13 protein-coding genes are annotated in these 14,957 nt (G+C 51.8%); 2 read left to right on the top strand and 11 right to left on the bottom strand.

What is annotated here, in order from left to right:
• The coding region (locus RCH93_RS10055) for a tyrosine-type recombinase/integrase (RefSeq protein ID WP_306548256.1) at positions 1 to 1,197 on the top strand (1,197 nt) is incomplete at its 5' end.
• Between the two features lie 292 nt (positions 1,198 to 1,489).
• Here the strand turns inward: RCH93_RS10055 and RCH93_RS10060 are convergent.
• From RCH93_RS10060 to RCH93_RS10110, 11 genes are all read right to left on the bottom strand, one after another.
• Entirely contained in the window at positions 1,490 to 2,662 is a 1,173-nt protein-coding gene (locus tag RCH93_RS10060; protein WP_306548257.1) for an ABC transporter substrate-binding protein, read from the bottom strand.
• Between the two features lie 56 nt (positions 2,663 to 2,718).
• On the bottom strand, positions 2,719 to 4,878 hold the full coding sequence (locus RCH93_RS10065; RefSeq protein WP_306548258.1) for a methyl-accepting chemotaxis protein: 2,160 nt from the start codon (positions 4,876 to 4,878) through the stop codon (positions 2,719 to 2,721).
• A 210-nt stretch (positions 4,879 to 5,088) separates the two neighbouring features.
• Positions 5,089 to 5,244 (bottom strand): hypothetical protein, encoded by a 156-nt coding sequence (locus RCH93_RS10070; protein ID WP_306548259.1) that lies wholly within the window; start codon positions 5,242 to 5,244, stop codon positions 5,089 to 5,091.
• Between the two features lie 27 nt (positions 5,245 to 5,271).
• On the bottom strand, positions 5,272 to 6,561 hold the full coding sequence (locus RCH93_RS10075; RefSeq protein ID WP_306548260.1) for a pitrilysin family protein: 1,290 nt from the start codon (positions 6,559 to 6,561) through the stop codon (positions 5,272 to 5,274).
• Positions 6,561 to 7,094 carry a chemotaxis protein CheW gene (locus tag RCH93_RS10080; protein ID WP_306548261.1) on the bottom strand — a complete coding sequence of 178 codons (534 nt, stop codon included), beginning with the start codon at positions 7,092 to 7,094 and terminating at the stop codon, positions 6,561 to 6,563. Before RCH93_RS10080 ends, RCH93_RS10075 begins: the two co-directional genes overlap by 1 nt.
• Positions 7,091 to 7,585: a hypothetical protein gene (locus RCH93_RS10085; RefSeq protein WP_306548262.1), complete on the bottom strand. Its 495-nt coding sequence runs from the start codon at positions 7,583 to 7,585 to the stop codon at positions 7,091 to 7,093. Before RCH93_RS10085 ends, RCH93_RS10080 begins: the two co-directional genes overlap by 4 nt.
• Positions 7,582 to 11,004: an Hpt domain-containing protein gene (locus RCH93_RS10090; protein ID WP_306548263.1), complete on the bottom strand. Its 3,423-nt coding sequence runs from the start codon at positions 11,002 to 11,004 to the stop codon at positions 7,582 to 7,584. Before RCH93_RS10090 ends, RCH93_RS10085 begins: the two co-directional genes overlap by 4 nt.
• Before the next feature lie 51 nt (positions 11,005 to 11,055).
• Complete coding sequence (locus RCH93_RS10095) at positions 11,056 to 11,649, bottom strand: chemotaxis protein CheW (RefSeq protein WP_306548264.1); 594 nt, start codon at positions 11,647 to 11,649, stop codon at positions 11,056 to 11,058.
• Between the two features lie 61 nt (positions 11,650 to 11,710).
• Positions 11,711 to 12,073, bottom strand: a complete 363-nt coding sequence (locus RCH93_RS10100) for a response regulator transcription factor (RefSeq protein WP_306548265.1) — start codon at positions 12,071 to 12,073, stop codon at positions 11,711 to 11,713.
• A gap of 54 nt (positions 12,074 to 12,127) precedes the next feature.
• The gene (locus RCH93_RS10105; RefSeq protein ID WP_306548266.1) at positions 12,128 to 13,498 is read right to left on the bottom strand and encodes a response regulator; all 1,371 of its coding nucleotides are present in this window, start codon (positions 13,496 to 13,498) and stop codon (positions 12,128 to 12,130) included.
• Positions 13,499 to 13,728: 230 nt separating this feature from the next.
• Positions 13,729 to 14,013 carry a hypothetical protein gene (locus tag RCH93_RS10110; protein ID WP_306548267.1) on the bottom strand — a complete coding sequence of 95 codons (285 nt, stop codon included), beginning with the start codon at positions 14,011 to 14,013 and terminating at the stop codon, positions 13,729 to 13,731.
• A gap of 444 nt (positions 14,014 to 14,457) precedes the next feature.
• Between RCH93_RS10110 and tssB the strand changes: the two genes are divergently transcribed.
• Positions 14,458 to 14,955: a type VI secretion system contractile sheath small subunit gene (gene tssB / locus RCH93_RS10115; RefSeq protein ID WP_306548268.1), complete on the top strand. Its 498-nt coding sequence runs from the start codon at positions 14,458 to 14,460 to the stop codon at positions 14,953 to 14,955.
• Positions 14,956 to 14,957 lie beyond the last annotated feature (2 nt).

Genomic DNA, 14,957 nt, shown 5'->3' on the forward strand with positions numbered 1-14,957 from the left:
ACACTATCTCCAAAACATGGGCAGAATGCCACCCATCTGAATTTTGGGGAGGTGTGCATGTCTGGGTCGGTGTACTTCAAGCGGGACCGTGCGCAGTGGGGTGTTGCGTGGAATTGGCAGGGTAAGCGGTATCAAATTAGCCGGTACAAGGGCCGGTTGATGGTGCAGACGCACCCGAGCCAGAAGAAAGACCAAGGATATATTGACGCCTGCCGCCTCTTGGCACAGATGCAGGGCGACGTCGAAAACGGCGTGTTCCGGATCGAGAAGTACACCGGACAACGGTATACCGATGTTATCCCGTATTTCGAGCATTGGCTTGAGCAAAAGGACAACAGAAAACCTGCCACGTTGAAGAGTTATCGGGGATATTTTCGAAACTGGATCAAGCCATTTTTTGAGGCAAACCCGGTGCAGATTCATGAAATCCAACTCGACACGCTCAACCAGTTGCGTCGGTCATTGAAACTGAGTGGGAAAAGCGCCTACGATGTGATGATGTGCTTTCATGGATTCATGGACTACGCTTGGCGTTCTCGACGAATACCTGATGTGCCGCCATTCCCCAAGCGTGACGAATACGGGATCGCCAAGCGGGCCATTGATTGGATTCCTGAAGCTCGGCAGATGCGGATTATCGAGGCCATACCGGAAGCGGATCGACCCATTTTCCTTTTCCTCAAATACCATCTTCGCCGGCCTGCCGAAGCCTGCGCACTTCACAAGGTCGACTATGACCGGTTCAACCAGGCGTTCCTAATCCGCCGGAGCATTAGTTTTGACCAGCTTGTAAACAGCACCAAGACCGGCGCTGACCACGTTATTCCGTGCCATAGCGCCATGATTGAAGAGGTTGAAAGGTTGGTCGACTTGGACAATAACAGTCCGTATCTCTTTGTGAACAAACGAGCAAGAAAAGACGGAAAAAGGTATACTAACAAGGCGTTATCAACGATTTGGAAAGCTGCTTGCGAGCAGGTAGGGGAGACTATTACCCTTTATCCAGGAACAAAGCATAGCGGCGTTTGTATCATGATCAACGAAAAGGGCATGCCGTTGAGTGACATTCAGGTTGTTACTGATCATGCCCGGATTGAATCGCTCAAGGCCTACGAGCAAACGACACTGGCGAGGAAACGGCAGCTGATGGAGACGGTTATTTTGGAGCAGGTTGAACATTTGCGGAAGGTTAAATGAATATGGCGTTTCCAATTTGTTTCCAAAACCAAAAAACGCTTAAAAAAACGACATAAAATCAATTAACTAGAGCCAAAACAGACATTTCGAATCTCTCCTTCTCCGCCATGTATAAAAAAGCCCTGCAATCTTAATTGATTGCAGGGTTTTTTGTTTGGAACATTGCGCATGGCTTGCAGTGGCGCTGCTGATCCGATTACTCAGACTGGAGCACCCTTCTACACAGACTCTGCACAGGAGAGTGCCCTTGGGGCCATACAGACAAAAATCCGGCCTATTCAATCTCACAATTTCAAGGGCATGTTTTATCAATATTAGTGAATACGCCGCTTTCATCAATTTTGATAATGGCAGTGCATTTTGCAGGGTCGCCATTGCCCTGGTAACTCATGGTTCCACTCACACCTTCAAAGTTCTTGGTTGCAGCGAGCTGATCTTTGAGCTTTGTCCGATCCTCCACCAGATTCCCTGACAATCCGCCAGTCTTTTGCAGCGCCAAAAAGATAAGCTTGACGGCATCATAGGTCAAAGCAGCCGGCTCGTCGGGCAGTTTATTGTAGACCTTTTGATAAGTGTCGACGAAGGTCTTGGCTTTGCCCGTCGTTCCTCCAGGAGCAAAATTGCCAGTAAAGATCAACCCCTTGCAATCATCCCCGCACTTTCCCATCAGATCCCCTCCAGCCCAGGAATTTGACCCGGAAATGGGTTTTTTCCATCCCATCTTCCTAGCTTGACGCACAATCAACGGCACCTCTTCGTAGTGCTGCGGCGTATAAAGAAAATCAGCGCCGGAGCTGACGACAGCGCCCAATTGTTTGCTAAAATCCGTCTCACCGGTTCGGAATGTTTCAAAAACAACCACCGAGCCTGCACCATTTGCAGCTTCGAATTTTTCCTTAAAGGCTTTAGCCATTCCAGTAGGATAAGGGCTCACCTCGTCGTAAAGCACCGCAGCTTTAGCGGCCTTCCACTCCTTGGCGGAAAATTTTGTCATAGCCTCTGCCTGGATATCGTACATGACCGGCATCCGAAAAACATACGGCCGATTCTGGGTCGTCAACGGGGACGTTGACCATGGCGTCACCATGGGAGTCTTGAAAGAATTTGCGACCTCCCCCACGGGTATGGCCCGGTCGCTGCTCAAAGGCCCAACAATCGCCATGATTTGCTTTTGTCCTATCATGTTAAGGATATTGGTCGTGGCCGCCGATCTGTTGGACGAGTTGTCTGTATAAATGGCCTCGATCAAATAGCTTTTCCCACCGATCTTCAATCCTCCGGTCGCTTCAACTTCCTGTTTTGCCAACTCCACCGCATTTTTAGCGCTTGCCCCCACAGAGGCAAAGCTCCCGCTCATACTTGCACTAACTCCCAATTTTATTACGCCATCCGCTGCAAAAATTTCAGAAACAGGGCCTACCGAAAGACATAGCGCCAGCACACTGGCCAGGGTCTGTTGTTTCATGCTTATTTCACCTCACAATTCTATAAATGTTTGCTACGTAAAAAACGACATGCGACCTATGCCGTCTGAGCGATCTCGACCTTAAAGATTTCAACAGCCTCACGGAGCTCATGCGCCGTCTTGTTCAGGGTGTTCATCAACAAGGCCGTGTCTTGCGAGATCTTGGAGGTTTCATTACTCACGCCGCCCACTGCCACCATACTCTCGACAACACCCTCCGACATCTGCACCTGTTTGGCTGCGGCTTGGGTAATGGATGCAATAAGATCCGCCAACTGATTGGAAACCGCTTCAATTTCCTGCAGTTTACCGTAAGCGCCGTCAGCAAGCTGCGAACCTTGCACAACCCTGCGGATACTTTCATCCATACGATTACTTACGTCTTTAATTTCAGACTGGATACTCTTCACCAGCATTTCAATCTGCTTCGTCGAGTTACTCGAACTCTCCGCGAGTCGCTGGACCTCCTCAGCAACAACCGCGAAACCATGCCCTGCATCGCCGGCCATGGCGGCCTGAATGGAAGCGTTCAGGGCCAGAATAGAAGTTCTGTCGGCAATGTTATTGATGATTTCGACGACGTTGCCGATCTCCATCGAACTCTCGCCCAGTCGCTTAATGGATCGTGCAGTTTCGTTGATCTGTTCCCTGATTTCATCCATTGCAAGGTTTGTTTTCTCTACCGCCTCAGCGCCTTCACGGGCGTTGGCGCGCGAGGCCAAGGATACGTCAGCCGACTTGGCCGCGTTCTGGGAAACCTGCCGGATTGATTCGGCTATTTCGTTAATAGATTGAATAGCCGCGTCGACCTGCTTTGTCTGATCAATATTTTTTGTCGCCAGATCGACCGTCAATTTCGAAACATCGGACGCGGTCCCGTCTACCGCCAGTGTTGCATTCTTAACCTGACGCACAATGTCGCCAAACTGCTCGGCCATAGTGTTGAAGGAGTCGGCAATAGCCCCGGTCATATCTTCAGTCACTTCAGCACGGGCCGTCAGATCGCCCTGAGTAAGATCACTGATCTCGCCCATCAGCTTCATAATCGCTTCCTGAATGGAGTCGCGCTCTTCCTGACTCTGAATCAGAAGCGTAATATTGTCGAGCATGGCATTCAGGGCCGTGGCCATCTGGCCTAGCTCGTCATTGCTCACCACCTCGGTGCGGGCGCTAAAGTCGCCCATACCCATGGCGCCAAGCAGGTCCATGATGTGATTAACCTGCCCGGTCAACCCCCTTGCCAGACCAAAGGCAATCAACACGCCCAGCAGAACAGCCGCGACACCTGCGCCGATGACGATTTTCTCAACCAAGCCGGCGGTGCTCTCCATACGGTTCACGGCCTTTGTTTCGTTGGCCACGGCGCCTTTAAGAAAGGAGGCAATAACAGGGTCGGCTTGCGCGACAGCCTCTTGATAGGCGGCAATCCGAGTTTTAATCGTGACGTCGGTTGCCGCCACCTCCGTGAACCACTTCGAGAAGTCGGCCACCTGAGCCAACAACCCGGTCTGGGCCGAGGCGTTTTCAATGGACGCTTTCACGCTCTCGCTCAACGCTTTTGCATCAGCAAGCACTTGATCGCCGATCCTTTTCTCCGGCTGCAACATGTACTGCTGCAAGCGATACAAAAGATCTTGAAAGCGAACCTGCACTTTCGAGGATTCGATCACGCTTGTTGATTTCCGCAAAGCGTCAACTGTCTGCTGTAATTTGGTTAGCTCGCCAAACTCAGGGTCAACCCGCAACTCGAGAATATTCACGGTGGCGATAAACGCCGCCAAATAATTGTTTATAGCGTCCATAGCTTGCTGCGCAGCGCTCTTTTCTTGCTCGCTGGGGGCCAGCTGCTGAATCTCGAATAATTTCTGATAGGTCTCACCGCCGGCGGCAATGAACCTACTCAAATATTGCACCTTGGCTTCCTGGATGCCAATTTGGCTATAATTGAGCAACAAGTCTTTTTCATGGCCGCTCATGATCTTCAGCGTTTTATCGGTATCGAGACTCAACCGGGCAATCTTACCGTGCACCAACACCAATTCGTCAATAGTGCTCTTGGCAAAACGCTGTGAAATACTTGCAATAACGACAACTGCAAGCGTCAATACAATCATGACCGAAAACGCCAGCATCAACTTGCCGCGAATAGTAAAATTTTCGGTCAATGTGGAGAAAGGGTTACGAAACCCTCCTGACTGTTTGCCTTGTTCTTCCATTCTGCCTCCGAGACTCCTCACTCAACGTGTTAAGCACATCGCTCAAGCCAATTACTTATATCGCCACTGACCGCTTGCGGAAAATGGGACACAAGGAAACCGCCATATCGCATGGCACATACCGTGCCACACTCTTAAGGGGGCTTCGCGAGCCCCCTATTACAATTGCGAACTCAGGAAAGATGCGGTTCGCTCCAGTCACTGTTTGCTTTATTTTTTTATAAACTGGTCGATGCCTTCTTCTTTCCAAACCTTCAGCGTTTTTTCGTCTTTGGGATTAATCTTTATGCCAATAGCATTGACTGGCGCCGTGTTTTTCTTTTGAATTTCTATCCAGTTTTTCTTAATGATGCTGTCCAGGGCCATTTTTTCCTCCGTTCCTATGAATAAAGTTTACCTGAACTCTCGGAGCATTTTCTCAAGAGTCGCCGTGTTACAGACTGGTTCACAAGAAGGACCGACTAAAGATATTGCTGAATCCATCAGTCCATCGCTGAGAACTTTTGTCGTAATATCATTCATTCGCCCCAGATCAACCCCCTGAATCTGGGAACAAATCTCATCCGAATCAATAAACCGGTTAAAATAAAAAGCCTGTGTCGCCAAACTGCTCATGCAGGTATGAGAATTCTCCTGAGCAATAATATGCTGGCCCTTGAGTTGCATTTTGGCAATCCACAACTCTTCTTCAGTAAGCGGCAACATTCCCAGCGCCATCCCCTTTATCTCAAGCAATATTTGCGAGAGAACCGAATGCAGCAACTCAGGAGTAGTCGACCCCTCGACAACGATGACGCCGTCATCCCGATAGGCCTGATACTCTGCGCTCACGTCATAGACCATCCCCAATTCATGCCTGAGCTTGCGGAACAAACGGGAACTCATCCCACCGCCCAGCACTACCGTGAACAGATGGATAAGATAGCGTTCCGCCGCAGCATAGGGGGCCGCCTTGAAGCCAATGGAAAAATACACATGGGAAACCCCCTTGCACTCCACTGTAACGCCGCCGCGAAAAACCGGGCGAACCGGTTGCATGTCAATTTTTCCGTCATCCTTCATCATCCACAAGGCGTCGGTTACATTGCTTGCCAAATCCTGATGGTTGACGTTTCCAGCAGCCGCAACGATCAGTCGCCGCGGTTGATAATTCGCACTGAAAAAATCGACCACGTCATGTCGCTCTAAACCAGCCACTGAGGCGATAGTCCCGCCAATCGGTCTTCCCAGAGGATGCCCTTGCCAAACATGGGCCTTGAGTCGTTCATGAGCGCAAATATCGGGACGATCAAGCTGGGCGCTCAACTCTTGAATAACCGTCTCTTTCTCTTGATGAACGGCAAAATCGGCGAACTGAGAATGCATTAGAATATCGCCCATCAAGTCGATTAAGTAGGTGCGATAATCATCAAGGACCGTGGTGGTGAAACAGGTGTAATCCCGAGAAGTGAACCCGCCAACCTGACCGCCGGTCGTGTCCATCATCCGCGCAATTTCATCATTGTCCCGTCCTTTGGTGCCGGCAAACATCAAGTGTTCAGTTAAATGGGCAACACCGCTCCGATCCGCCGGTTCATCCATAGGACCGGCGGCAACAAGAAAGCCGAGCGCGATGGAACGCACCCCTTCCATTTTCTTGGTGACGACTCGAATCCGGTTGTCCAGCACGCTTTGCTCGACCATCAACCAACCACCTCATGGACCTCTTGGGCGTAATCGCCTAAAACTATCTGATCAAGATTCACCAGAGCCACATACGTCGCCTGCTGCTGAAAAAAACCACGCATAATGCCGGAAGCGGCAAGCGACAGGGGCGGTTCCTGGGGATCAAATCCATCAGCCAACATCTGTGCGGAAAGCTTGACGGTGCGCACGCCCGTGCTCGCGACAACGACAATCTTCAAGGGCTCGCCGGTTGCGGGGTCCACCGCGCCTGTACGCAGGACAACCAACTGTTTAAATTGCGCCTGACCGCTTTTCTGCGGTCCGCTGCAGAGTTCATCCAAATTGACAACCGGCAGGAGAGCCCCCTGATAACTCACCACGCCTTTTAGATACGCGGGACTAAAAGGAATGTGCTGAACTGGTCGCCTGCCAATAATTTCAACCACTTGATTCTGGCTAAACAAACAAAAAACATTTTTTTCGCTGTCGGCAAGCGTCAGCGGCAGCAAAAAGATCCGGACTTCCGACGGTTGCCTTTCCTGCACAGTCATCGCCTCCCACCGTCGCCCAGCAGCTTTCTCTCTGCCGACTTGGCGTCCGCGTCCTTTCCGCGCGCTTCTTGCGGAAGGCTCAGTAGGACGTCCATATTCATCAACAAAATGAGATCATTGCAGTTAACCAACACTCCCGAGGTCAACCTTCTCGCCTGTCCGGCAAAAGCCGGCGGCAAAGGATGCGCATCCGTTTCCTGGGCCATGACAAGCCTACCTTTTCCGGTCATGGGCATGGCCATGAACCGCCCCTGGTGGGTGACAATGAGATAATACCCCTGCGCCGCATGTCGACTGCCTTCTCCATGCGGGAATATTTCCTGCAAGTTGCAGACCACCGCCTGATCCCCGTTAGGCAAGGGGAGACATCGGAGCCCGTCCACCTCGACCGGCTTGACCCTCTCATCGTCGCGCACGCCGACGCCGACAACGCACTCTTTCTTCAACCCAAACAAATTTCCGCCAATCTGCGCGAGAAAAAAAGTATTCACGAAACCACCTCACCCTGTCTCATCCACGCCGAGGCCGAGGATTCTCCGGTAAGCCGCAACACCGCCTCAACGAATTCCTCATCCTTGCAAGGTTTATTGAGGAAAGCCTTGGCTCCTAACTGGAACGCCTTTTCCTGATGCTTGCTGGAAGTTCGGGAGGTAAGCATAATCACCGGAATATCTTTTCCGCCTGGAAGGTTTGGCAGTTTAGCTAAAAATTCAAAACCGTTCATACGCGGCATCTCAATGTCCAGGACAATGCAGTCTGGCCGGAATTCGTCCATTTCCAACTGTTCGACGGCATCCAAGCCGTCCTTTGCCTCAACCGGCGACCACCCGTTTGCGGTAACGAGGCGACTCATGACGCGACGAATGGAGATGGAGTCGTCAACGATCATGACGGTAAACGTTTTCGGAATCTCGAGCTGGAACATCATTGCATCGGCATGTTCGGCTCGTTCCGCCTCCTCGACAAGGCCAGGAACGTCAAGAATGGGCACGATGCTGCCGTCGCCCATAACCGCGGCCCCGGAAACACCCGGAACAGTCCGCAGATGGGACCCCAACCCCTTGAGGACAACTTCTTTCTGGCCGCTGACCGAAGGAATCGACAGGGCGATGGCCCGCCCTTCCGTGGCCAAGACGAGCACGAGGGGCCGAGGGTCGCCCCCCTGCTCTTCCCCCAACCCCAAAAGGGACGGGAGCGAATACCAGGGGAGAGTGGCTCCGGCAAGTTGGCAGCTCCCCTCTTCCCGCGAAATCGCGTTTTGCTCGATCCGGTGAATGTCGCGAATGTCGTTCAGGGGAATGCCGTAGGTCACCTCGCCAATGCGCACCAAAAGCGCCCGTACAACCCCCAGGGTCAAGGGCGCCCGGATAACAAAGGTTGTCCCGACGCCCCGTTCGGTTTCCACAGAAATTGAACCTTGCAATTCCTTGACGTTTTCTTTGACAACGTCCATGCCAACGCCGCGACCGGAGATCTCGCTGATCGTTTTGGTGCTGAACCCTGGATAAAAGATCAAATCGGTGAGTTGGCGCTCATCCATTTGATCAACAGTGTCGTGCAGGCCAAAAAGGCGGGCCTTTTCCTTAATCGCCGTGAAATCCAATCCTTGCCCGTCGTCGCTGAAGCGAAGAACGATGTGGTTGCCCTCGCGTCGTCCGGCAAGGGTGATGGTGGCGATGGCCGGCTTGTTACGCGCCAGACGATCTGCTTCCGACTCCACCCCGTGATGAACAGCGTTGCGGATCAAGTGCATAAAGGGATCGGCAAGTTTTTCCCAAACCACCCTGTCGAGCTCGACCCGCTCGCCCTCAACCACCAGGCGCACCCGCTTGCCGAGTCGGGAGGCAACGTCGCGCATGGTGCGGCTCAGGCGCGAGGTTAAGGTGGTCATGGGACTCATTCGAGTCCGCATCATCTGCACCTGCAGCTCGCGGATGACGCGGTGCTGACGGCTGACGTCGCCGCCAATGCCGCTGTAGATGCCGCCAAGGTTGGTGTTGATGGCGGCTACGTCGATCGCCGACTCGTTCAAGGACCGGATGATCAGATTCAATTGCGTATAGCGGTCCAATTCCAGGGCGTCAAATTCGGCAAAGCTTTGGCTGGTTTTAACGTCCGCAACGGAGGCGTCGAGATGGACAAAATGCTCGGACAGGCGATCCAGGGCCTTTACCTCGAATTTTGTCTCCAATTCCAAGGCGATGTCCTTTAATCTGCGCGTCGTCAATTCCAGCTCATTCAAGGCGTTTTTGAACGACCCCATGTTCTGATCAAAGCCACTAACGCCCACCAGCAATTCGTTGGTCCAGTTGATCAGCGTATCCAGTTGCGACTGATTGATGCGGATGGTTTTCGCCGCTTCAGCAACAGTCGCCTGCGACAGCGCCGCATCGGCCTCGTCTTCCACCTTTTCCATCCACACGGGATCCGCCAAAGCCAATTCTTCGGCCTCTGGCAGTTCTGCAAGGCTCTGCAGCTCCTCCGTCAACTCCAGCGGATTGCTCTCCAGGAAGAAACTTGACAACCGCCGATGCATGTCCGCCTGTCTGTCTGCGGTCACGGTTTCCGACGACTCAACCAGCATGCCGAGCATATCCACCGATTCCGCCAAGGCGTTGACCATGCCCGGATCGAGCCGCTGCGCCCTCTCGTACAGCCAATCAAGGAAATCCTCCACTCCATGGGCGAACGAGGCGATGTCGTTCAAGCCAATGACGGCAGAGGCGCCTTTGATGGTATGCACCGCCCGCCGGATCTTGCGAATTTCCTCCCGGTGTTCGGGAGACAACTGCGTTTCGCTGTCTACTTCCGACTCCAAAATCTGCAGCGATTGATGCAATTGCTGGAAATGCTCCTCCGCCTCCTCCAGAAAACCTTCCTGGAGCAACTGTTTTTCTTCTTCGCTGAAGAGATCGCCCTGCAACGATCCCCCGCTTTGCTTGCCTGCCGGAGCCGCCGGAGTTGCTCGAGGCGGCGCAGTCTTCGCCGTGCTCTGCTCGCGTGCGACGTCCGAACTCCCCCCGAACAGTCCCCCTTCCCCCGATTCGTGCATGCAGCCATTGAGTTGCTCGAGCAACTGTTCGGCACGCTGCTCGTCAAAATGATCCGGGGTATAAATGAGGGTTGCCAGCAACTCGAGTGATTCCGAGAGCAGCGTCACCATGCGCTGATCCACCGAGGCGGCCGACTCATACAACCAGTCCAGAACATCCTCAACCAGGTGTCCATACGCAGCAAGATCAGACAGCCCGATGACCGCGGCGGCGCCCTTGACGGTGTGCACGGATCGACGAATTTTCTGCACAACCTCGCGCAACTGGCCGGATATCGGAGTCGGACCAGCAATATGCGACTCCAGATACTGCATCGCCTGACTGAGTTCTTCTAGATGCTCCTCGGCTTCGGCGCGAAATTCTCCAAGCAATTCATCGTCGGCAACGAAACCCATCGGGTCGGCCGTCAAGCCCTCCACTTCCTCCAGGAAATCCCCGTCAAGCATCGGCATTATCGGCTCACCGGGGCCAGAACCTATCTTGCCAAAATCCGCCACGGTTTGGTTGAGCAGCGCCTCTTCTTCCACGGGCAACCCCTGACGCAATTGCAGACAATACTGATCAAACCGATCCGCCGTTGCCCCCATGGCGGCAAACGCCTCCGACGAAAGAGCCAGTTTGCCTTCCCGGATACGGTCCAACGCGCTCTCCATACAGCCGGCAATCTGACTCATGCCCTTGACGCCAACCATGGAAGACGCGCCCTTGATGATGTGCACCAATCGGTACACCTCGTCAAAAATTTCCGCCTTGGCGGAAGCCGTCTGCAACTCCTCGACCCCTTTCTTGATAATCGGGATATAGGACTGCACTTCATCAATATATCCCAAGAAGAAATCGTTATCGTCCTGCGCCATCAATCCTCTCCCGTGAAAAAAACAGCCTCACATCAATCATATTGGCCGCCATTACCGCCATTTTCTCAATTGAGGCGCATTCCCCAGCTTGTCGCTCTCCAAGATGTGCACCGTGCGGCTGCCGACAACCAACACCCCTTTGAAAAACGGGGATAAAGCAGCCAGGGGGTCGCCTTCTGAGCAGACGTATGCTCCGAGGTGGTCGCGCTGTTCATCGATATTGACAACGCCGGTGATCCTGTCGACCACCAGGCAAAATTTGAAGTCCTGCTGCTTGAACAGCACGTAGGAGCGCTTAAAACTGCGGCCGCGATCACACTTGATTTTAAAAAGCGCAATGAAATCGACGACAGAGAGGATCTCTCCCCGAATCTGCACAATCCCGGCGATCCAAGGAGCAATGTTTGGCAAAGGCGTGACCTGGGGCAACTCGCCAATCTCCTGAATGGAGTCAGTGGGCAGGGCCATCTCATCATTGCCCAGAATGAAAGAGATGTACGGCCTTTTCTTGCGGAGACTGCGCGCAGCCTGCTCTTTCAGGACCGCCATGTCCTGCGCCAGTGCAGGCGCTGTATCGCAATCAACGGCATCAAGAAGCGCTTGCAGGGATTTTCCCTGCTCGTCGGAAACCTGCAGTGGGGACATGTTGCTCACAATTGGCCTGGAAAATTATTACAAAAGCTATTAAATATCGAGAGGATAGGCGTCAAGAGAGCAGCTTGACCGCGTTTGCGAACAGCTCAGCCGCGTCAAAGGGTTTGGTCATATAGACGTCGGCCCCCTGTTTCTTCCCCCAAAATTCATCGCTCTTCTGATTTTTCGAGGTCAGCAGGATAATGGGGAGATCCTGGCGCATCGTCTTGATTTTACGGCAGGCCTGAAACCCATTCAGCTTGGGCATGATGACGTCCAACACCACCAAGATTGGATTTTCCGTCTCCACCATGGCCACGGCCTCTTCACCGTCGGCGGCGGTGACCACCTGATACCCATTCTGCTCAAACGGCGCGCGCATCATGTTAAGTTGGGTGGGACTGTCGTCGACAACGAGTATTTTTCCTTTAGCCATGGCGCTTCTCCTTGTTCAGTTTGTCGCCCTAGCGGCGACCACTCTTGGGATGGATTAAATATGTTTTTCGATCTCGGCAATCATCTTGTCAGGATCGAATGGTTTGGTCAAATAGGCGGATGATCCCGCCATTTTTCCTTTCATTTTATTGATAAACCCGTCTTTGCTGGTCAGCATGATAACCGGGATGTCCCTGAATTCTTTGTTGCCTTTAATAATCGACAAAATCTTATACCCATCCATTTTCGGAAGGATGACATCAAGCATGATCAAATCGGGACGCTCCTCGCTAATCTTGCTCAGCGCCTCAAGGCCGTCTGCGGCCTCGATCACCCGGTACCCCTGGCGACTCAGGGTAATAGCGATCACCTTCCTGGTGGTGGAACTGTCCTCCACAACAAGAATCAATTTCTGATCATCCGCCGCCTCCCCTGTGGTTTCCATCGGGACAACGGTTGCGGATGGGCTTGCGGCCGCCGCCTTTACTTCAGTAGAATTCTGCGCCAGATGATCGAGCAACAGTTTCAATTGGTTGGCAAACAACGCCTTTTCGGGCGCCATCTTTGCCGCTTTATCAAGATAACCAAGGGCCTCTTGAAAATTGAGGCTGTTGACGCTCACCAAGCCGAGACAATAGATGGAGGTCAAACTGCGGGGAAATTTTTTTAGAATTCGGCTATAGCGATTTTTGGATTGTTCTAGGTACGTTGCATCAGCCTCGCCTGAATGGATCAAGGCTTCCCGAGAGATGATCAGATGCCCCCGACAGTAGTGGCAGGTCGTCGTATTTTTATTGAGGGGCGCCCAACAAAAATAGCATTTCCGCGCGACGTCTTCAGTCAGACGCGAGGATACCGCCCTGAATTTCTGCTGTTCTTCCTTGACCAGAGGATTTTCGGGATCGAGACTGCCGGCCATGTTCAAGGCCTTCTTCATGATGCCGACATTGCCTTGAATCCTGGAATACCACACCCAGGCAACCGCATTGTTTTTATTTATCTTCAGGTACTGAACAAGATCCTTATACGACTCCTTGTACTGCTGCATCTCTGCTTTTTCGATGGCCGATGCCAGCAATCCTTCGCCAGATTCATCAAATAAACTTTTCCTTTCGTCCTTGAGTTTTGAAACTTCCAGCAAAATATTGATCAACGAGTTGGTAATCGTTTGGCTGCATGGACGAAGCTGGAAAAGTTCAATTTGCACATCATCCCAGGAGAGAATCTCTATAGCGGCGTCTATCCCTTGCTGGTTGCCGAGTTGGGCGTTAATCAGATCTCCGTGGTCAATGTCAAGAAACCCCTGCTTATCTTCCTTGCGAACATGAAGGGTCTGCGATTTTTTCTCCAGTGAAAAAATTTGCAAAATATTATCAATAGAAAATCCATCGATTTTTTTTGTTGTTTTTGTCATCGCATATTTCATATAAACTGCATTCTCATACCAAAGAATATTGCAATGCAAAAATAATTTTTTGCATTTTAATCAAAGTATCCGACGAATACAGACCGGAACAGACTTTCTCTTGATTGCAAGCCACCACAACATCAGATATTAGAAATACAGTTGCCCGAAGAAATCTTTCCCCATCGGACGATCCAGGACAACAGGAACTTTCTGCAACAAAGTGCAGATTGCGCTGTCGGCAACAGTTCTCAAGCAAGAATGAGCCCCATAAAAACAACCCATTGATTTCGCGCGACCGTACCAGGCAGGACATGTCGAGGCGCGCCAAGAACGACCTCAAACGTGACCAAGAGCGCCCAGTTCGTTGTGTGCCCCAGAATTGATTGTGGGGGAAAAAAAAGAAAAAGCAAAAAGAAAAAAGATAACTTCGGGGAAATATCTCCGTGGCCCTGCGCATGAGGCGCAGCGATCCTGATGGGCGCATGAGCAAGGCATGCATTGGCAAACAGAACGGACCGTTGTCCATCGTCCAAGTTTTTCTCCCCGATTCAGCGTTTAATATTGACCTTCCCGCGCAGACAACTTGAAGCTGAAGCAGTGCCGCTGCAAACCGGATTGCCACATCACGGTACGGCAGGAGCTATTTGCCAGGCTGGCAACAGTCCTGCGCACACCGCGGAAAGCGGCAAAGACCGGGCAATGGACAGACTCACACAATGAATGCAATGTGAAAGGTCTCCTCTCAAGGGGGGCTATTATTTTTTGAGGATGACTGCAGCGCTTGGATTTGGTTGTAACGGCAGGCAGTTCGTCAAAAATTTACAGTGAGGACAGCTTTAACAGCTGGGAGTATTTCGGGAAATTTCCTTTACTTTCAAAATCGGTTTCCCCTACAATTCCAGTTGTGGCGTAGAAGACGGACGGCGGATGACCGGGGTCACAATGTTTTATCATATCTCAACGGAGAGGTAGCACACATGCAGGAAGAATCGGTAGCACCCAAGGAACGAGTCAACATAACCTATCGCCCAGCAACCGGCGACGCCAAGGAAGAGGTCGAACTTCCGTTAAAAATGTTAATAGTTGGTGATTTCACCCTGGCGAAGGACGACAGGAGTGTTGAAGAACGCGATCCCATTAACATTGATAAAGATAACTTTAACGACGTCCTCAAAGCGCAGAATTTAGCGGTGGATTTGAGCGTAGCCAATACGCTTACCGACCAGCCTGACGAAAAGATGACGTTGAATCTGAAGTTCAACTCGTTGAAGGATTTCGATCCTGACTCCATCGTTCAGCAGGTTCCCGAGCTCAAGCAGATGATGGAATTGCGTGAAGCGATCAAGGGCATGAAAGGGCCATTGGGGAATGTGCCGGAATTCAGGAAAAAAATTCAGTCTATTATTGATGACCCTGCGTTGAGAGACAAAATTCTCAACGAGATGGGTATCGGCGATAAAAAGGGAGAGGCGTAACA

The organism is Desulfobulbus sp., from assembly GCF_030824455.1.
In the GTDB taxonomy this organism is placed as follows: domain Bacteria; phylum Desulfobacterota; class Desulfobulbia; order Desulfobulbales; family Desulfobulbaceae; genus Desulfobulbus.